Raw genomic sequence first — 17567 nt, forward strand, 5'->3', positions numbered from 1 at the left:
GGGCCAGCGTCTTCGATCTCGACGAGACGCTGCGCGACGGCGCGCAGGCGGCGGTGGCGGATCTCGGGGCGGCGGGCCTGCCCGTGGCGCTTTTGTCGGGAGATGCGCGGAGGCGCGCCGCCAAGGTCGCGGCAGAGACCGGCATCTTCGAAACGCATCACGACGTGACGCCCGCGGGCAAGGTGGCCCTGCTCGACGGGCTGCGCGATGCGGGCGACCGCGTGCTGATGGTCGGCGACGGGCTCAACGACGCGGCGGCGCTGGCGGCGGCGCATGTCTCGATGGCCCCGGCGAGCGCCTCGGAGGCGGGCCGCACCGCCGCCGATTTCGTGATCCTGCGCGACGGGCTCGACGCCGTGCCCGCGACATTCCACCTCGCGCGCGCCACGGCGCGGATCGTGCAGCAGAACTTCGCGCTCGCCATCGCCTATAACTGCATCGCCATTCCACTGGCCATGGCGGGGCTTGTCACGCCGCTTCTGGCCGCGCTGGCGATGTCCGGCTCGTCGGTCCTCGTGATCGGCAATGCGCTGCGGCTGAACGGGCGCCTTGCGCAGCCCGAGGCCCGGCCCGAGCCGCAAGCCTTGATGATGCCGGCATGAACGTCCTGGCCTTTCTCATCCCGGTGACGCTCGCCATGGGCGCGCTCGGCCTCGCGGCGTTCTTCTGGAGCCTGCGCAGCGGCCAGTACGAGGACCTCACCGGCGACGCCGAACGCATCCTGTTCGACGCCGACGACACCCCGCTGACCCCGCCGCGCATCTCCCCGCGCCGCGACACGACTTCGAAGGAGACGATGAAATGATATCGAGCTTGACCCAGGCCGAACGCGGGGCGGCGATGCTGATCACGCTCGCTGGCATGGTGGCGGGCCTTGCCATGGCCGCGGCCGGGCAGGGCGATCCGATGGGCGCGCATGGCTGGATCGTGCTGGCCTTTTTCGCGCTGTTCTTCGGCCTTCTGGTGCGCGCGGCCTACGAAACCGAGGTGCCCGAGGACCGCAGCCTCGCCTATTACGACGATCCGACCAAGGTCGGCATCCTGATCGCGCTTGCCTGGGCGGTGATCGCGATGGGCATGGGGCTCTGGGTCGCGGCGCAGCTGGCCTGGCCGGAGCTGCGCTTCGACGCGGCATGGTCGGGCTTCGGGCGGCTGCGCCCGGTCCATACCTCGGGCGTGATCTTCGGCTTTGGCGGCAACGCGCTGATCGCCACCTCGTTTCACATCATGCAGCGCACCTCGCGCGCGCGGATGCCCGGGCAGGTCGCGCCGTGGTTCGTGCTTTTGGGCTTCAACCTGTTCTGCATCATCGCGGCGAGCGGCTACCTGATGGGGGTCACCCAGTCCAAGGAATACGCCGAGCCCGAGTGGTATGCCGACATCTGGCTGGTGGTCGTCTGGGTGGTCTATTTCACCCTCTACATCCGCACGCTCGCGCGCCGCCACGAGCCGCATATCTACGTCGCCAACTGGTACTACCTCGCCTTCATCCTCGTCGTGGCGGTGCTGCACATCGTCAACAACCTCGCCGTGCCCGCATCCTGGACCGGGGCCAAGAGCTACTCGGCCTTCTCGGGCGTGCAGGATGCGATGACCCAGTGGTGGTACGGGCATAACGCCGTCGCCTTCTTCCTGACCTCGGGCTTTCTCGGCATGCTCTACTACTTCCTGCCCAAGCGGGCGGGGCGGCCGATCTATTCCTACCGCCTGTCGATCATCTCCTTCTGGGGGATCACCTTCTTCTACATCTGGGCCGGGTCGCACCACCTGCATTACACCGCGCTGCCGCATTGGGTGCAGACGCTGGGCATGACGTTTTCGGTGATGCTGCTGGTGCCGTCATGGGCCAGCGCGGGCAATGCGCTGATGACGCTCAACGGCGCATGGCACAAGGTGCGCGACGACGCGACGCTGCGCTTCATGATGGTCGCGGCGGTGTTCTATGGCCTCTCGACCTTCGAGGGCTCCTTCATGGCGATCCGCCCGGTCAACGGTCTGTCGCATTACACGGACTGGACCATCGGCCATGTCCATGCGGGCGCGATGGGCTGGGTGGCGCTGATCACCTTCGGCTCGATCTACGCGCTGGTGCCGGGCCTGTGGCGGCGTGAGACGATGTATTCGTGGAAAGCGGTCGAGTGGCACTTCTGGCTCGCCCTCGCGGGGACCGTCATCTACGTCTTCGCGATGTGGAACAGCGGCATCATCCAGGGGCTGATGTGGCGCACCTATGGCGAGAGCGGCACGCTGCTCTATTCCTTCACCGACAGCCTCGTGGCGATGCATCCCTATTACGTGGCGCGCGCTTTCGGCGGCCTGCTCTTCGTCACCGGCGCGATCATCGGCGCATGGAACGTCGTCATGACGATCCGCCACGTGCCGCGCCAGGTCCCTGCGCATGACCGGCCCACCACCCCAAAGACCATGGAGCCGGCGCTGCCGGCCGCGGAGTGATCCGATGAAGACGCTGTTCAAACCCCTCCTGAAACCCTTCGCCGCCTTCTTCGAGGGCCATGCCAAGGCGCATTACCGGCTCGAGCGGCATTCGCTCGGCCTCACCGCCGCGATCATCGTCGCGGCCGGGATCGGCGGCTTTATCGAGATCGCGCCGCTCTTCACCATCGACGAGACGGTCGAGGCCGCGGCCGACATGCGGCTTTACACCCCGCTCGAACAAGCCGGGCGCGACATCTACATCCGCGAGGGCTGCTATGCCTGCCACAGCCAGATGATCCGCGCCCTGCGCGACGAGGTCGAACGCTACGGCCCCTATTCACTGGCCGCGGAATCGCAATACGACCACCCGATGCTCTGGGGCTCCAAGCGGACGGGGCCGGATCTCGCCCGGCTGGGCGAGAAGTATTCCGATGACTGGCATGTGCGCCATCTCGTCGATCCGCGCGCGCTGGTGCCGGAATCGGTGATGCCACATTACGCCTTCCTGCTCGATGCGGGGCTCGATGTCGAAAGCCTGCCCGGCAGGTTGGCGGCGCTGCGGGCGGTGGGCGTGCCCTACAGCGACGAGATGATCGCAGCCGCCGAGGCCGACGCGATCGGGCAGGCACTGCCCGACACCGATCGCGCGGATGGCGTGTTCGACCGCTACGGCGAGGCGACCGCCGTGCGCCTGTTCGACGGCAGCGCCGACAGGGTGAGCGAGATGGACGCGCTGGTGGCCTATCTGCAGGTGCTCGGGCGGCTCACCGATCTGCCCGCGCAGATCCAGCCCGCCCCCAATGCCGTGCGGGACGCCGTGCGGGATGCGGCGGCGGATGCCGCGCCGATCACCGCGCCAGTCCCTGCGCCAACCACTTCAGCGGAGGGATGAGCATGGACATCCCGCATGAGCTGTTCGTGGGCTTTTCGAAATCCTTCGGGCTTTTCTACCTGATCGCGCTGTCGATCGGCATCACGCTCTATGCCTTCTGGCCCTCCCTCAAGGAGCGGTTCGACAAAGCGGCGAAGAGCATTCTTGACGATGAGGATGGACCATGTCGGTAAAGGACCGCGACCCGCTGACGGGTCATCAGACCACCGGGCACGAGTGGGACGGGATCACCGAGCTGAATACCCGCGTGCCCCGCATCATCTGGATCTCCATCATCGTCACTCATGTCTGGGCGCTGGCGGTCTGGATCCTGCTGCCCGCCTGGCCGCTGGTGTCGAGCTATACCCGGGGTGTCCTTGGGGTTGATCAACAGGAAGAGGTCGAGCAGGACATTCTGCGGGCTAGCCTTGCGCGCAGCGACTGGCTTTCCGCGATCGATGAGCTGCCGATCGAGGAGATCCGCGCCGATCCCGAACTGATGTCGCGGATTGCGGGCACGGCGCCGGCGCTCTTCGGTGACAACTGCGCGGCCTGCCACGGCGCGGCGGCCACCGGGGGGCCGGGCTTTCCGAGCCTCGTCGATGACGCCTGGCTCTGGGGCGGCGACGCCGAAACGGTGATGGAGACGCTACGCGTCGGCATCAATGCCCAACACCCCGACACGCGATGGGCGCAGATGCTGGCCTTCGGGCGCGACGGCATGCTCTCGCGCAGCGAGATCCGCAGCGTGACGGGCCATGTCCGCTCGCTCTCGGGCGCCGAAATCGCGCCGGAACTCCGCGAGACCGGTGCGACGATCTTCGCCGAGACCTGTTCGAGCTGCCACGGGGCCGAAGGGCGGGGCAACACCGATCTCGGCGCGCCGGATTTGACGGATGAGTTCTGGATCTATGGCGGCGACGAAAGCTCGGTCTACCGCACGATCTGGGATGGCCGGCAGGGTCTCATGCCAGCCTGGGAAGAGCGGCTGAGCCTTGTCGATCGCAAGATGCTCACCGTCTACCTGCAAGAGCTGGCAGGGGAGGCGGCGCCATGACGGCCTGGTTCGAAACTCAGGTCCGGGCGCGTCTCACGGGCCTTGCGATCTGCCTTGCGGTGATTGCCGTCTTCGCCGCGGCCAATGCCCATCTCATCGCCGTCTCCTTCGCCTCGCAACCCGACTGCGTCCTGTCATCGTCCCTGGAAGGCGCCGCGTTCCGCGCGGCGAAACCCGCATGCTGAGCAACCGTACCGATCCGCCGCCGCCCGACAATCCGTATGCCGGGGGCGCCATTCCCAAGGTCGTGCCGCCCTTGCCGACCCCGAACCCCCGCGCCCGCAACCTGCCCGCACGCACCGCGTTCGGCTGGTTGCGCGCAGGCTGGCACGATCTGCGCGCCGATCCCGCACCGAGCCTCGCCTACGGGGGCGGGGTCTTCGCGATCTCGGTCGCGGTCGTCTGGCTGCTGCTCGGGTTGGGGCTGGACTATGCGCTGTTTCCGGCGCTGGCCGGCTTCATGGTGGTCGGCCCGCTCGTCGCCAACGGCCTGTACGAGAAGAGCCGGCGCTTCGAGGCGGGCAAGAGGACCAGCCTCGGGCAAATGCTCCTCGTTCGGCCACGTTCGGGTCATCAGGCGCTGTTCATGGGGGTTTTGCTTCTCGGGCTGTTCCTGCTGTGGATGCGCGCGGCCGTGCTGATCTATGCGCTGTTCTTCGGCATCAACCCTTTCCCCGGCATGGACGAGATCGTGCCGATGCTGTTCCTGACACCGACAGGATGGGCGCTTTTGCTCGTCGGCGGCGCGGTGGGCGCGCTGTTTGCGGGTTTCGCCTTCGCGATCAGCGTGTTCGGCGTGCCGATGCTTTTGCAGGAGAAGACCGACGCGCTCTCGGCGCTCGGGATCAGCATGGCGATGGTCTGGAACAACCTGGCCGTGATGCTGGCCTGGGGGGCGATCGTTTTCGCGCTGTTCGTGGTCAGCGTGCTGACGGGCTTTGTCGGGCTCATCGTCGTGTTCCCGGTTCTGGGGCACGCGACGTGGCACGCCTACCGCGCGATCCGCGCCGATGATCGGCAGACGGGCGAGGCCGAGCGGATGTTCATCCGCCCGGCCTGAACCTGCCCCGGTTTGATCTCGAACAAGGCGCGATCGCGGCACGCCACGCAGGACAGGAAGACGGGCGCGGGGGCGCGGCCGTATTCATGAGAGGATATTGCCAATGAAGGTCATCATCATCTTCGCGAGCATCGAGGGTCAGACCGGCAGGATCGCCCGGTTCACCGAGACGAGGCTGCGGGCCGCCGGGCATGACGTCGCGCTGTTCGATGCCGCGGACAGGACCGCCCGCATCAATCTTGGTGGCGCGGATCGGATCATCCTCGCCGGTTCCGTCCACGAGCGCCGCCACCCGGTGGCCTTCGAGGCCTTTCTCGCAGCGCACCGGCTTGACCTCGAAGCCAGACCGACGCTGCTGCTCTCGGTCAGCCTGAGCGCGGCCTTTCCGGAGGGGTTGGAGGAAGCCGAGGATTACGTGGTCGAGATGACGATGCGCACGCGCTTCACCCCCACGCGTCACGCGCTGGTTGCGGGCGCAATCCGCACGAGCAAGTACGACTATTTCGCGCGGGCGGTGGTGCGGCACGTGGTGCTGCGCGGGCGCGACCACGACCCGCATGAGGAGGAGCACGAGTTCACCGATTGGGGTCGTTTGGAGCAGACGCTGATCCGGTTCATCGCCGACGAAGAAAGCTGTCATCCAGCGGCTCGCTCGACACGGCATCGAGGTCACACGCCGCGGCGCCGGGGGTGGCGCGATGCTGGCTCGCCCGGCCGTCGAAATCGGTGTGGGTGATGTCGTCCGGCTGCTCGAGAAGGATCACGCGTTGGTCGAATGCTTCTCACCAGACGGGGCCTGCTGCGTCACGCCGGTCTGTCGTCTCAAGGGGAAACTCCATGCGGCAGAGATGGCGTTTCTGGCCGAGCTCGATCGCTCCACCCTGGCCGACATAGCCTTGCCAGCACCCGTTCCGGTCGGGGTTTGAGGAGATCTCGGAATGAGCAATGTTGCATTCACGGCCAACGGCTTCGTCGTCGATGCGGAGATTGTCGGCGAAGCATTCGAACTCCCTCCCGCCGATGTTCTCGACAAGCTTCGTGCCGAAGAGATCACCAGTCGCTGCGAAGCAGGTATCGATGAGGATGCCGGTCGCTGGCGTCTGACCTTCTATTCTGGCAGCCGCGCCCTGCGTCTCGTCGTCGACGAGGAAGGCACGATCCTCTCGCGCTCCACCTTTCCCTCACACGCGCCGGCGGCGGGCCCAATCGGTCTTGCCTCGGCGCTGGCGCTCTTCGCGACGGCCTATTGGGGCCTGCATGCCGCCTTTTACGGGTCGCAGACCCGGACCATGGCTGAGATCCAGGCCGAGCAGGTCGAGATGGCGACGCACTCCTACTCGGTCGAGCACCTGCATGGGCCGCAAGCGATGACAACCTTGCGGGAGGGCGGGGAGCTACCTGCAGGCACACCGGCACAGATTGATGCCGCTTCCGTCGCAGACGCCTACGCGCAATCCATGATGGGGATGCACGACGAGATGATGGCTGGCCTTCAGCATGAAGATCCTGATGTCGCCTTCGTGCTGGGCATGATCCCGCATCACCAGGGTGCGATCGACCTGGCGCGCATCCAGCTCGCTGCGGGCACAGATGCAGAGAACATGAATCTGGCTCGCCACATCATCGCCGAGCAGCAGCAGCAAAAAATGCGCGCGAGATCGAAGCGCCAGACAGCTGACGAGTTTCGGCCGGTGCCGCGTTCACGAGGCGACACCGGCCAATGATCAATCTTGAGGGTAGATGACCGCACCATCTTCTCGCAGGCGCGCCCCTTCCGAAGGGCGCGCCAGATCGATGCGGCCCGGCGCCATCAGATGGCGCACCTCGTGGCCGTGAAGCAGCAGGTAATCGGTGATGATCCTGCGGTGGCAGCGCCACCAGACGGCTTCGGAGCACATCATTGCAAGGGGTTGCTCGCGGCCAAGCTCCACCAATTCCCGCAAGGCGCCCTGAAATTCGGACCCTAGGGCATAATCGGCATAGTTGTGAAAGCTTCGGACCCGCCAGAAGGCGTTCAGCCCGTTATCGACGTCGGGCTGCTTGCGGCGGCGTCCGCCGAGCGCCAGCATGTGCCGATAGCCGATCTGGTGATCGGCCAGCCTCTGGGGGAACCTGTCGTCGTTGAAGTCGGGGTTGCTGCGCGATTTCGGGAAGGACCGCACGTCGACCAGCAGCCGGATGCCCGCTTCCCTCAGCATGTCGATGACCACCTGCGGCGGCCGGTTGGAATGCCCGATGGTTGCGAAGCCGCCGCTCATTTGCCGAGCTTGGTCAGCGCATCCTCCTTGTGCGCCGCGACGTGGTCGGTCTTTTCGCTCTCGATCTCGTATTGCGGTTCCTCCTTCGAGGCCCGGCGCCGATGCCCCTTGTAGTCGAAATCCGTCTCGTGGACCTTCACGATGCGGCCGCTGACGCGCCCGGCTTCCGAGTTCCAGCTTACGCGATCGCCTTTCGAATACTTCGCCATCGGCGCACCTCCATTCCTCGTTCAACACCCGTATCCCTCCCGCCGTTCCAAACCGGGCTCCATCTTCGGGATTGACAGCCTATGCGTAGTGGCTAGGCTCCCGTGATGGTCATGCACGAGAACCTTTTGCGGTTTCTGCTTCTGAACCGCCCGGGTCCCCGGGCGGTCCGCGCTCAGGCGCGTCTCTGACCACCCGGGGCTTTCTCACATCATCGAATTGAGAATGCGGGCTTCGCCGCCCCCGGGAGACATCCATGACCATCACCAATCTCATGCAGCTGCCCTCCGGCAGTGACCTTCGAGCGCTGTTCGAACGACCCGCTGCCGAGACCGGCTTTTTCCTCACGGTCGAGGACCGCGCCGGGATCGAGCACCTGCTGCGCAACAGCGCGGCCCGGCACGCTCCGAATCCACCGCTTCTGAACGAGTTCCTGCGCCATAAGCTGCGGATTTCTCGCGGCGCGCCCGAGCCCGCCTCGCCCGAACTCGTCGTGGCCGGGTGCCATGTCACCTACATGATCAGCGGCGAAGGCTCGCGCTCCGGCGTGCTCACCATGAGCGCTGCCCCGGCCCCGGGGCACATTCTCGTGGCGTCGCTGCTCGGAGCGACCCTGATCGGGATGCGAAAGCTGCAAAAATCCCCGCTTCTGCGCGAGGATGGGCAGATTGACATTGTCGTCGTGCTCAATGTGAGTGCGCCGCCGGATCACGCTGCGGCCTGATCATTCCTGCCCTTGGCGGCGCGGACCCTGCTTACCTGCAAGGCGCCCGCGCCATGGTTCGTCGAAGAGGAGAAACCGATGAACGCACAACGCCCCACGTCACGCGGTGGCAGGCGGCCCCGGATCGTCATCGCCGCCGATTGCCTGAACCGGCTCGAAGCCCTCGCGGAACGCGCGATCGAGCGCGACCCGGATCTTGCCGACCGATTGCTCGGAGAGATCGGCCGGGCCCGTATCGTCCCGGCGGCGAAACTTCCGTCGAACGTGGTGGCGATCGGCCGCGCGGTCACCTATCGCGATGAAACCACCGGCCGGGAAACGACCGTCACGCCGGTCTTTCCGGAGGAGGCCGACATCGCATGCGGCCGGATTTCGATCCTGACCCCGATCGGGGTCGCCCTGATCGGCCTGGCCGAAGGCGCCTCGCTCCATTGGGATACCAGGGACGGCAAGCGACGGGTGCTCACCGTTCTCCGTGTCGTTCGTGATGAGGTCTCGGAAGAGTTGAGAGCTTGATGAGCAATGTACCGGGTCGGCGGCGAGGGTGCCGACCGGTCCCACTCTCATCGTCACATGTCATGCACTGCAGGAACGTGAGAGCGAGCGGTAGCTCGGCTTTGCCGACCTGATCGAAAACCCCCTCGACAGGCGGTCCGTAAAGCAACCCGGCCCTTCGACAGGATAGTCATGAGATCAGCCATGATCGGTGCTCCACGCCGACGCGGATATATAGACGACTTCGGGATCCTGTTTGACATGCATGTTCTCCCATCCATCCCGCGGGAAGAACGATCTCCTTTTCCCGTCCCGCGGGCGTTTCATCATCGCCCGTTTCTGGGGCATAGGGCCTCGCAGTTGCCCGGTTTTCGGGCGGTGCAGGAGGTTCGGATGCGGGCATGGCATCATCTCTACCCGGCGCTTCCGGCGTTTCACAGGATCGAGGCCCTGCGCGCGGGCCTCGGCGCGCTTTTGGGGATCGGGCTTTGCGCCCTCGGGGTGGCGGTGGCGGCCCGGCTCGGCGTCTCCTCGCTCTATCTCGTCGCCCCCCTGGGGGCGACGGCCGTGCTGGTCTTCTGCGTTCCGAACTCGCCGCTGGCCCAGCCATGGTCGGCAGTGGTCGGCAACGTGGCGGCGGCGCTCGTCGCGCTGGCGACGGTCCGGGTCGTTCCCGAGCCCTGGTCGGCTGCCCTGGCCGTCGGGGCGGCGATCAGCGTGATGATGCTCTTGCGGGCGCTGCACCCGCCCGGCGGCGCCGTCGCGCTGTTGACCGCGCTCGAACCGGGGCCGGCGCTGGAGGCGGGGCCCCTCTTCGCGCTCATGCCGGTGGGGCTGGCTACGGCGGCGCTGGTGCTCGCCGCCGTGCTCTACAACCGCGCCACGGGGCGGGTCTATCCTTTCCGCCAGCCGGACACGACGGAGGACCCCGCGCCGCCGCTCGGCCTGTCGGAGGCGCAGCTCGGCGCGCTGCTCGACCGGTTCAACCAATCGACCAATCTCGGCGTGGTGGATCTCGGCCGGATGCTGGCCGCGGCGCAGGCGGAGGCGGCCCGGCACCGGTTCGACGGCACAAGCTGCGCCGACATCATGACCACCGGGCTGATCACCGTGCGGCCCGACACGCCGCTGCCGGAAGCGGCGCGGCTGTTTCGCCGCCATGCCATCAAGAGCCTGCCCGTCGTCGAAGACGACATGACGTTGCGCGGCATCGTGCTGCAGGCCGACCTGCTCGACGCCGTGGCGGCCCAAGCGCGGCCGCTGGTCTTCGGGCCCCGCTCGCCGCGCCGCAATGTATCGCAGGTGATGCGGCCCGCCGCGCGGGCGGTGCCGCAGGACATGCCGGTCGGCGCGCTGCTGCACCGGCTGGCGGCGCAGGGCAGCGAGGTCATCCCGGTGATGCAGGAGGAGCGGCTGGTCGGTATTCTGACCCGCTCCGACATCATCCGGCTGTTGCTGCTCGGTGCAGGGGAGCGCGCAGTCGCCTGAGGCGCCGCAACCATCCGGAAGGGCCCCTATTGCCTTTGCCCGTGCTGCAGTAGGCTGTTCGGACCGCATGGACCGCAACGGATGATCCGGGATGGAAGACGACATTGGTGGAGGTTCCTCGCCCTGTTTTGCTCATTTGCTCGTCGACGGGCATCCGGTCGATGCCGGGACGGCGCGGGACGTGGCGCGGTTCAGGCGGGCCGAACGGGCGCGGCTTCTCGCGGCCCGTACCATGCCTTCGCATGAGCGCGAAAGGGCGACGGGGGGACTGATCGAGAGTCTCAACAGGATCGTCGCGCCGAAGCCCGGCGTCACCATCGCAACCTACTGGCCAATCCGCGGGGAGCCGGATCTGCGGCCATGGATGGCCAGGGCCCATGCGGCGGGTGCGGGCATCCTGCTTCCGGTCGTCGTCGGCAAGGCTATGCCGCTCGAATTCCACGGCTGGTCGCCCGGCTGCCCGATGACCCGTGGCATCTGGAACATTCCCTTGCCGGTGAATGGCGAGGCCCGGGTGCCGGATATCGTCATCGCGCCCCTCGTCGGCATTGACCGGGACCTTTACCGGCTCGGCAATGGTGGCGGCTATTATGACCGGACATTGGTGCGGCTTCAGCCGCAGCCACGGATTGTCGGTTTGGGATTCGCAGGCTGCGATTTGCCGAGCATCTATCCGATGCCATGGGACGTGCCGATGGATGAGGCGATCCTGTCGGATGGAACGTATCTCAAACGGTAAGGTTCTATGCCGGTAAACGCGTTGCGAAAGCCATGGCCCGGCTCGTACAGATCCGGCCGACACCGTCCCGCGTTCCGCAGCATCAAGGCGAATTTTGCCTGATCCACGAACGACCGAAATCCTCGAAGGCATGTCTGGTGAGCGGCACCCGACCTGGTTGCGATGGGCGGGGTCGGACGGCCTGACCGGCGCAGGGCGCAACGTCGGCCGATGCAAAAGAGCCGTGGTCTCGCCCGGCCGCTTGGACCACCGGGCGAGAGCCGTTTCAGACAAGCCAGCGCTTGAACTCAGGTTGATCCAGGACCGCTTTCATGCGCGCCTCGGCATCCGCGATCTTTGGGGTGAGCGGCGCGCGGGTCGGCCCGCACTCGACGCCGATCGCACGGAACGCCGCCTTCATGCCGGGCAGCACGCCGATCTCCAAGAGCGCCTCGACGAAGCGCTGTGACAGGTCCTGAAGCTCCTGCGCGTGCGCCAGATCGCCCGCGCGCATCGCCGCGTCGAGCGCCACGTAGAGCCTGCCGAGAATGTTGTACGTCGTGCCGATCCCGCCATCGGCCCCGAGCGCGGCGCCGGTGATGTAGACCTCGTCGAAGCCGAAGTAGAACAGGCTGTCCGGGCAACGCCGCCGCAGCATCGAGAACTTGAACAGGTCGGTCGAGGTGAACTTGATGCCGCCGACGCCTGGCATCTCCAGAAGCTGCACCAGCGTGTCGAGACCGAAGGGGCGGCCGGTGCGGATCGGCACCTCGTAGACGATGAGCGGCAGCGCGGTCGCGGCCGAGAGCGCGCGGTAATAGGCGAGCACCTCCTCGTCGGAGAAGGGGTAGGCATGCGGCGGCAGGGCCGACAGCGCGTGGTATCCCAGGGCTTCGGCCCGGCGCGCCAGCGCGACGGAATCGCGCAGCGACGGCACGCCGACATGGGCGATCAGCCGGGCGTCGTGGCCCTTGGCGCTTTCCGCCACCACGGCCTGCTGTGCCATGAGCTCATCGGTGCCCAAGAGTCCCGATTCACCGCTGCTGCCGCCGACATAGAGACCGGCCAGCCCCTGGCGCAGCACATAGGCGTCGATGTTGCGCTGGCGGTCGGGCGAGAACTCCCCGGCGTCGTCCATGCCGGTCATCAGCGCCGCGTACATTCCCGAAAATTGCTTGGCCACCTTGGCGTTCCCCCTCTGGTGATGGACACCGCCCGAGGATCCGACCCGGGATGGTGCCTGTAATCCAGTATTGCCTATATGGGAGTTTTTGGTTTGACAATATTGCATCCTGAAAATACCAAGACTGCGAGGAGACGAGGATCATTGCCGAGGGAGGGGCTGGCATGACGACGCAACGCGCATCCGGCGTCATCGCAGAGACGCTGATCGCGGAGATTCGCGGCGGGCAAATCGCCCCCGACACCCCGCTTCCGACCGAACGCGAGCTGGGCGAGCGCTTCGGCGCCTCTCGTCCGACCGTGCGCGAGGCCTTCGCGCAGATGCAGCTTCGCGGCTATCTCAAGACCCAGACCGGCCACCGCCCGCGCGCGGCGACGCCGTCGCTCGAAGGGGTCCTGACGGCGGCGGGCGACCACCTGCGCGACGTGCTGGGCGGCGACGAGAGCCGCGCGCATCTCGAACAGATGCGCCAGTTCATCGAAAGCGGCGCGGCGCGGCAGGCGGCGATGCATGCCGACAACATCCGCATCACCCGCATCCGCTCGGCGCTCGACCGCAATTTCGAGGCCATCGGCACGCCCGATTTCGCCGCCACCGACATCGCCTTTCACCGGGCCCTGGTCACGGTGATCGACAACCCGGTGATCCTCGCGCTGCACGACATGTTCGTGAGCGGCATGCTCGCCCGCCGCGCCCCGACCGACGATCCGGCCCGCTATGATCGCATCGCATACGAGGAACACCGCGCGATCTACGAGGCGGTGCTCGCGGGTGACGTGGTGACCGCCACCGACGTGATGGACCGCCATCTCGCCAGATCCTACCGCGCCCGGCTCAAGGCCCCGCGCAGCACCGGGATGGACCTGCCGCCGGAGGGCGGCTGACGCCGCCCCGAGGCCAACGACATACCAAGGAGGAGAACGACCATGATCCATACCAAGATGCTCGCCGCGACCGCGATGCTCGCCCTGATCGCCGGGGGCGCGCAGGCGCGCGAACTGACCTTCGGCATGCAGGACAACGAGGTGTCCAACGTCTTCAAGGGCGCGCAGGCCTTCGGCGAAAAGCTCGAGGAGCTGTCGGGCGGCGAGCTGACCGTGAACCTGTTCCCCTCCGGCACGCTTGGCGACTTCAAGGCCATGGTGGCGCAGGTGCAGGCGGGCGAGCTGGACATGGTCATTACCGGCTATCCGGACATGAGCTATGTCATCCCCGAGCTGAAGCTCGTCGGCGCGCCCTATGTCGTCGATGATTTCGCGCATCTCGAAGAGATCGTGGACGGCCCCTGGGGCCAGGAGATGGACACGAAGTTCGGCGAGCAGGGCGTCGAGATGCTCGACCTGTGGTATTACGGCACCCGCCAGACCACGGCGAACAAGCCGATCGAGAGCATCGACGACATGGCGGGCCTGCGCATGCGCACCCCCAACGTGCCGTTCCTCATCGCCTATGCCGAGAATGTCGGCGCCACCCCGGCGCCCGTGGCTTTCCAGGAGGTCTATCTCGCGCTGCAGACCAACCAGGTCGACGCGCAGGAAAACCCGCTGCCCACCATCGACGCGATGAAGTTCTACGAGGTGCAGGACCACGTCGCCATGACCAACCACTTCGTCGCCAGCGCCGCGATCCTGATGTCAAACGACAGCTGGGCGAGCCTGAGCGAAGAGGAGCAGGGCTGGGTCCGCGAGGCGATCGAGGCCGGTGGCGAGATCTCGGACGAGATGACCGTCAAGGCCGAGGAGGATCTCATCGCCACTTTCGAGGAGCGCGGCCTGACCATTACCCGCCCTGATCTCGCACCGTTCCGCGACGCGATGCAGCCCTATTACAACGAGCTCGAAGCCGAGTTCGGCGAAGGCGCGATCGCCGAGGTCCGCGGCGAATGAGCCGCGGACGGGCGGCGGTCGGGGGCCTCCCGCCCGGCCTGCCGCCAAGACCCGGCGGCGGGGCTCCCACTCCGCCGCCGCGACCCCAATCGACGGATCGGAGATCCCATGCGCAGATACAGTTTCGAAGGCATCGTCGCCTCGGCACTCTTCATCCTCCTCTTCGGCGTGTTGATGATCCAGATCTTCGGCCGCACCCCTGTGTTCCGGGGGCCGGTCTGGACCGAGGAAGCGGCCCGCTGGATCTGGGTCTGGATGGCCTTCATCGCCATCGCCGCGGTCGAGCGCAATGACACCCAGCTGCGCATGGGGTTCCTCGCCGACCTGCTGCCCGCTCGGTCGAGACACTGGCTCGCGATTGCCGTGGACCTGCTGTGGGGCGGCATCCTGTGCCACCTTGTCTGGATCTCGTGGAAGACGATCCTGCGCACCTGGAACAACGAGGCGGTGACACTGCCCGCCTCCGATGCGGTGCTCTATGCGGCCGGTCTCGTCGCGGTGGTGCTCGTGCTGCACCGCGTGGCGCGGCGCATTCTCGCGCGGCTCAGGCAAGGGCCAGACATGCAGGCCCCGGCCGGCCCCGGCCCGGAGGACGCGGCATGATCCTCGCCTCCGTCGGCCTCGTCTGGCTCTTCATGGTGCTGATCGGCGTGCCGATCGGCGTGGCGATGATCATCGTCTCCATGGGCTATTTCTATCACACCGGCATGGGGCTGAGCTTTGCCATGCAGCGCATGGTCGACGGGCTCAACAGCTTTCCGATCCTCGCGGTGCCGCTGTTCATCCTCGCCGCCGCGATCCTGAATTCCGCCGGCATCACCCATCACCTGTTCGGCTTCGCCCGCGCCCTCGTCGGGCACATCACCGGCGGGCTGGGCCATGTGAACGTGCTGGCCTCGCTGTTCTTTTCGGGCATGTCCGGCTCGGCGCTCGCCGATGCGGGGGGCCTGGGCAAGATGGAGATCGAGGCGATGCGCGAAGCGGGCTATGACGAGGAATTCGCGGGCGCGGTCACGGCCTCGTCCTCGATGATCGGCCCGCTGGTGCCGCCCTCGATCACCATGGTGCTCTACGGCGTCATCTCCAATACCTCGATCGGGGCGCTGTTCCTCGGCGGCGTGGTGCCGGGCGTGCTCTGCGCGGTGGCGTTGATGGTGATGGTCTATGCCACCGCCAAGAAGCGCGACTATCCGCGCGATCCCCGGCCCGAGGCGCGCGCCGTCGGGCTTCTCTTCGTCAAGAGCCTGCCGGCGCTGCTGACGCCCGCGGTGATCGTCGGCGGCATCTTCTCGGGGCTGTTCTCGCCCACCGAGGCGGCGGCGGTGACGGTGCTCTATGCCATCGCGATCGACCTTCTGTTCTACCGCGAGCTGACGCTGCGCCGGCTATGGGACGCGATCTACGACTCGACGCTGACCTCGGCCTCGATCGCCACCATCGTCGCGGGGGTGGGGCTCCTGGGCTTCGTGCTGGCGCGCGAGCAGGCGCCGCAGCAGATCGCCTCGATGTTCCTCGACCTCGCCGACGGGCCGATCTCCTTTCTGATCGCGGTCAACCTGATGATCTTCCTGCTCGGCTGCTTCATCGAAAGCCTCGTGATCCTGCTGATCGTGGTGCCGATCCTCGTGCCGATCGCGATGGGCTTCGGGATCGACCCGGTGCATTTCGGGATCATCGTGATCCTCAACCTGATGATCTCGATCCTGACCCCGCCGATGGGCATGGCGCTGTTCGTGGTGGCGCAGGTGGGCGAGATCCCGTTCCACCGGCTGGCCCGCGCGATCCTGCCCTGGCTGATCCCCCCGGTGGTGGTGCTGCTGCTGGTTTGCGTCTTTCCCATTCTCGCCACCGGCCTGCCCGGCCTGATGCGATAGATCGCGCGACGCCCTTTGTTCAAAGCAAGATCGGAGTCTCATACATGATCGATCAACTACGCGGCCGTCTCGTGGTGTCCTGCCAGCCGGTGACCGGCGGGGCGATGGACCGCCCCGAGATCGTCGCCGCGATGGCGAAGGCGGCGCTCGACGGCGGCGCGGCGGGGTTGCGGATCGAGGGGATCGCCAACCTGCGCGCGGTGCGCGCCCTGACCGATGCGCCGATCATCGGCCTCGTGAAGCGCGACCTCGCCGACAGCCCGGTGCGGATCACGCCCTTCGCGCAGGACGTCGCGGATCTGGCGGCCGCCGGGGCCGACATCATCGCTGTCGATGCGACCCATCGTGACCGGCCCGAAGCCGTGGGTACGTTGATCGAAGCGGTGCGCGCCGCCGGGCGTCTCGCCATGGCCGATTGCGCCACGCCCGAGGACGGGCGCGCCGCCGCCACTGCCGGGGCGGCGCTGCTCGGTTCCACCATGTCGGGCTATACCGAAGGCGGGACGCCGCCCGAGGGGCCGGATCTGGAGCTGGTGACGACGCTGGCGGCCACCGGCCTGCCCGCCATCGCCGAGGGGCGCTATCACCGCCCCGAACAGGCGGCGCAGGCGATCGCCGCCGGGGCGCATGCCGTCGTGGTGGGCTCCGCGATCACGCGGATCGAGCATGTCACTAGCTGGTTCGCCGAGGCGGTCGGCCGGGCGGGAACGCGCCCATGAACGGGCCGGTCCTCGCCATCGATCAGGGCGGCACCAAGCTGCTTTGCGCTCTCGTCGAGGAGGGCAATGTGCTCGACCAGGCCACAATGCCGACCGACCGAAACGCGGGCCCCGAGGCCTGGCTTGATGCCGCGGCAGGGCTCGCAGCGCCCTGGCAGGGACGCTACGACCGCGTCGGCATCGCGGTGACGGGCCGCGTCTCGAGCGGTCTGTGGTCCGCGCTCAATATCGGTACCCTGGCGATCCCGGCCGAAACCCCCTACGCCGCCATGGCCGAAGCGCGGCTGCGCCGCCCGGTGACGCTGGCCAATGATGCGCAGGCGGCGGCCTGGGGAGAGCATCTGCACGGTGCGGGCGCGGGGCAGGACATGATCTACCTGACGATCTCCACCGGCATCGGGGGCGGCATCGTGACGGGGGGGCGGCTCCTGTCCGGACGCGGCGGTCTGGCGGGGCATGCGGGCCAGATGAAAGGGCTGAGCCCGGAGAAGGGACCGTTGGAGGACCGGATGTCGGGCCGCTGGATCGCCCGCGCCGCGCGCGAGGCCGGGCATGACACCGACGCGCGCGGCGTCTTCTCGGCGGCGCGGA

24 protein-coding genes are annotated in these 17567 nt (G+C 67.1%); 21 read left to right on the forward strand and 3 right to left on the reverse strand.

The window, feature by feature from the left end; all coding sequences use genetic code 11:
• From NHG85_RS00615 to NHG85_RS00665, 11 genes are all read left to right on the forward strand, one after another.
• Nucleotides 1-602: HAD-IC family P-type ATPase (locus NHG85_RS00615; protein ID WP_253328800.1), on the forward strand; the 602-nt coding region annotated here is incomplete at its 5' end.
• Nucleotides 599-805 carry a cbb3-type cytochrome oxidase assembly protein CcoS gene (ccoS, locus tag NHG85_RS00620; RefSeq protein ID WP_253328801.1) on the forward strand — a complete coding sequence of 69 codons (207 nt, stop codon included), beginning with the start codon at nucleotides 599-601 and terminating at the stop codon, nucleotides 803-805. The genes NHG85_RS00615 and ccoS, both read left to right, overlap by 4 nt.
• A complete protein-coding gene (gene ccoN, locus NHG85_RS00625) occupies nucleotides 802-2454 on the forward strand; it encodes a cytochrome-c oxidase, cbb3-type subunit I (protein WP_253328802.1) in 1653 nt (550 codons plus the stop codon). The genes ccoS and ccoN overlap by 4 nt, the downstream gene beginning before the upstream one ends.
• 4 nt (nucleotides 2455-2458) lie before the next feature.
• Nucleotides 2459-3328, forward strand: a complete 870-nt coding sequence (gene ccoO / locus NHG85_RS00630) for a cytochrome-c oxidase, cbb3-type subunit II (protein ID WP_253328804.1) — start codon at nucleotides 2459-2461, stop codon at nucleotides 3326-3328.
• Entirely contained in the window at nucleotides 3325-3501 is a 177-nt protein-coding gene (locus NHG85_RS00635) for a cbb3-type cytochrome oxidase subunit 3 (protein WP_253328806.1), read from the forward strand. The genes ccoO and NHG85_RS00635 overlap by 4 nt, the downstream gene beginning before the upstream one ends.
• The gene (gene ccoP, locus NHG85_RS00640; protein ID WP_253328809.1) at nucleotides 3492-4364 is read left to right on the forward strand and encodes a cytochrome-c oxidase, cbb3-type subunit III; all 873 of its coding nucleotides are present in this window, start codon (nucleotides 3492-3494) and stop codon (nucleotides 4362-4364) included. The genes NHG85_RS00635 and ccoP overlap by 10 nt, the downstream gene beginning before the upstream one ends.
• Nucleotides 4361-4549 (forward strand): hypothetical protein, encoded by a 189-nt coding sequence (locus tag NHG85_RS00645; RefSeq protein ID WP_253328811.1) that lies wholly within the window; start codon nucleotides 4361-4363, stop codon nucleotides 4547-4549. The genes ccoP and NHG85_RS00645 overlap by 4 nt, the downstream gene beginning before the upstream one ends.
• Nucleotides 4543-5424 carry a DUF2189 domain-containing protein gene (locus NHG85_RS00650; protein WP_253328813.1) on the forward strand — a complete coding sequence of 294 codons (882 nt, stop codon included), beginning with the start codon at nucleotides 4543-4545 and terminating at the stop codon, nucleotides 5422-5424. The genes NHG85_RS00645 and NHG85_RS00650 overlap by 7 nt, the downstream gene beginning before the upstream one ends.
• A 103-nt stretch (nucleotides 5425-5527) precedes the next feature.
• Nucleotides 5528-6160, forward strand: coding sequence for a flavodoxin domain-containing protein (locus NHG85_RS00655; protein ID WP_253328815.1), 633 nt, complete (start codon nucleotides 5528-5530; stop codon nucleotides 6158-6160).
• Nucleotides 6087-6350, forward strand: a complete 264-nt coding sequence (locus tag NHG85_RS00660; protein WP_253328844.1) for an RrF2 family transcriptional regulator — start codon at nucleotides 6087-6089, stop codon at nucleotides 6348-6350. The genes NHG85_RS00655 and NHG85_RS00660 overlap by 74 nt, the downstream gene beginning before the upstream one ends.
• Nucleotides 6351-6362: 12 nt before the next feature.
• Nucleotides 6363-7148, forward strand: a complete 786-nt coding sequence (locus NHG85_RS00665) for a DUF6522 family protein (RefSeq protein ID WP_253328817.1) — start codon at nucleotides 6363-6365, stop codon at nucleotides 7146-7148.
• On the opposite strand, the gene NHG85_RS00670 is transcribed toward NHG85_RS00665, so the two are convergent.
• Together NHG85_RS00670 and NHG85_RS00675 are read right to left on the reverse strand one after the other, a co-directional pair.
• Nucleotides 7149-7682, reverse strand: a complete 534-nt coding sequence (locus NHG85_RS00670) for a DUF488 domain-containing protein (RefSeq protein WP_253328819.1) — start codon at nucleotides 7680-7682, stop codon at nucleotides 7149-7151.
• Nucleotides 7679-7891, reverse strand: a complete 213-nt coding sequence (locus NHG85_RS00675) for a hypervirulence associated TUDOR domain-containing protein (protein WP_253328821.1) — start codon at nucleotides 7889-7891, stop codon at nucleotides 7679-7681. The genes NHG85_RS00670 and NHG85_RS00675 overlap by 4 nt, the downstream gene beginning before the upstream one ends.
• 254 nt (nucleotides 7892-8145) lie before the next feature.
• Here NHG85_RS00675 and NHG85_RS00680 point away from each other — a divergent pair, with 254 nt between their 5' ends.
• From NHG85_RS00680 to NHG85_RS00695, 4 genes are all read left to right on the forward strand, one after another.
• Entirely contained in the window at nucleotides 8146-8613 is a 468-nt protein-coding gene (locus NHG85_RS00680) for a hypothetical protein (RefSeq protein ID WP_253328823.1), read from the forward strand.
• A gap of 78 nt (nucleotides 8614-8691) precedes the next feature.
• A complete protein-coding gene (gene rnk, locus NHG85_RS00685) occupies nucleotides 8692-9129 on the forward strand; it encodes a nucleoside diphosphate kinase regulator (protein WP_253328825.1) in 438 nt (145 codons plus the stop codon).
• A gap of 372 nt (nucleotides 9130-9501) precedes the next feature.
• Nucleotides 9502-10596 carry an HPP family protein gene (locus tag NHG85_RS00690; protein ID WP_253328827.1) on the forward strand — a complete coding sequence of 365 codons (1095 nt, stop codon included), beginning with the start codon at nucleotides 9502-9504 and terminating at the stop codon, nucleotides 10594-10596.
• Between the two features lie 91 nt (nucleotides 10597-10687).
• Nucleotides 10688-11335, forward strand: coding sequence for a 5-formyltetrahydrofolate cyclo-ligase (locus NHG85_RS00695; RefSeq protein ID WP_253328829.1), 648 nt, complete (start codon nucleotides 10688-10690; stop codon nucleotides 11333-11335).
• Between the two features lie 265 nt (nucleotides 11336-11600).
• On the opposite strand, the gene NHG85_RS00700 is transcribed toward NHG85_RS00695, so the two are convergent.
• Nucleotides 11601-12497: a dihydrodipicolinate synthase family protein gene (locus NHG85_RS00700; RefSeq protein ID WP_253328831.1), complete on the reverse strand. Its 897-nt coding sequence runs from the start codon at nucleotides 12495-12497 to the stop codon at nucleotides 11601-11603.
• 164 nt (nucleotides 12498-12661) lie between these two features.
• Between NHG85_RS00700 and NHG85_RS00705 the strand changes: the two genes are divergently transcribed.
• The 6 genes from NHG85_RS00705 to NHG85_RS00730 form a co-directional block, all read left to right on the forward strand.
• Nucleotides 12662-13381, forward strand: coding sequence for a FadR/GntR family transcriptional regulator (locus NHG85_RS00705; protein WP_253328833.1), 720 nt, complete (start codon nucleotides 12662-12664; stop codon nucleotides 13379-13381).
• A 42-nt stretch (nucleotides 13382-13423) separates the two neighbouring features.
• Nucleotides 13424-14383, forward strand: coding sequence for a sialic acid TRAP transporter substrate-binding protein SiaP (locus tag NHG85_RS00710; protein ID WP_253328834.1), 960 nt, complete (start codon nucleotides 13424-13426; stop codon nucleotides 14381-14383).
• 108 nt (nucleotides 14384-14491) lie between these two features.
• Nucleotides 14492-14986 (forward strand): TRAP transporter small permease, encoded by a 495-nt coding sequence (locus NHG85_RS00715; RefSeq protein ID WP_253328836.1) that lies wholly within the window; start codon nucleotides 14492-14494, stop codon nucleotides 14984-14986.
• Entirely contained in the window at nucleotides 14983-16257 is a 1275-nt protein-coding gene (locus tag NHG85_RS00720) for a TRAP transporter large permease (RefSeq protein ID WP_253328838.1), read from the forward strand. The genes NHG85_RS00715 and NHG85_RS00720 overlap by 4 nt, the downstream gene beginning before the upstream one ends.
• 44 nt (nucleotides 16258-16301) lie before the next feature.
• Nucleotides 16302-16976 (forward strand): N-acetylmannosamine-6-phosphate 2-epimerase, encoded by a 675-nt coding sequence (locus tag NHG85_RS00725; protein WP_253328840.1) that lies wholly within the window; start codon nucleotides 16302-16304, stop codon nucleotides 16974-16976.
• On the forward strand, nucleotides 16973-17567 hold a 595-nt coding region (locus NHG85_RS00730; RefSeq protein ID WP_253328842.1), incomplete at its 3' end, for an ROK family protein. The genes NHG85_RS00725 and NHG85_RS00730, both read left to right, overlap by 4 nt.

The sequence above is a fragment of the Limimaricola litoreus genome (assembly GCF_024159025.1).
Classification (GTDB): Bacteria; Pseudomonadota; Alphaproteobacteria; order Rhodobacterales; family Rhodobacteraceae; genus Limimaricola; species Limimaricola litoreus.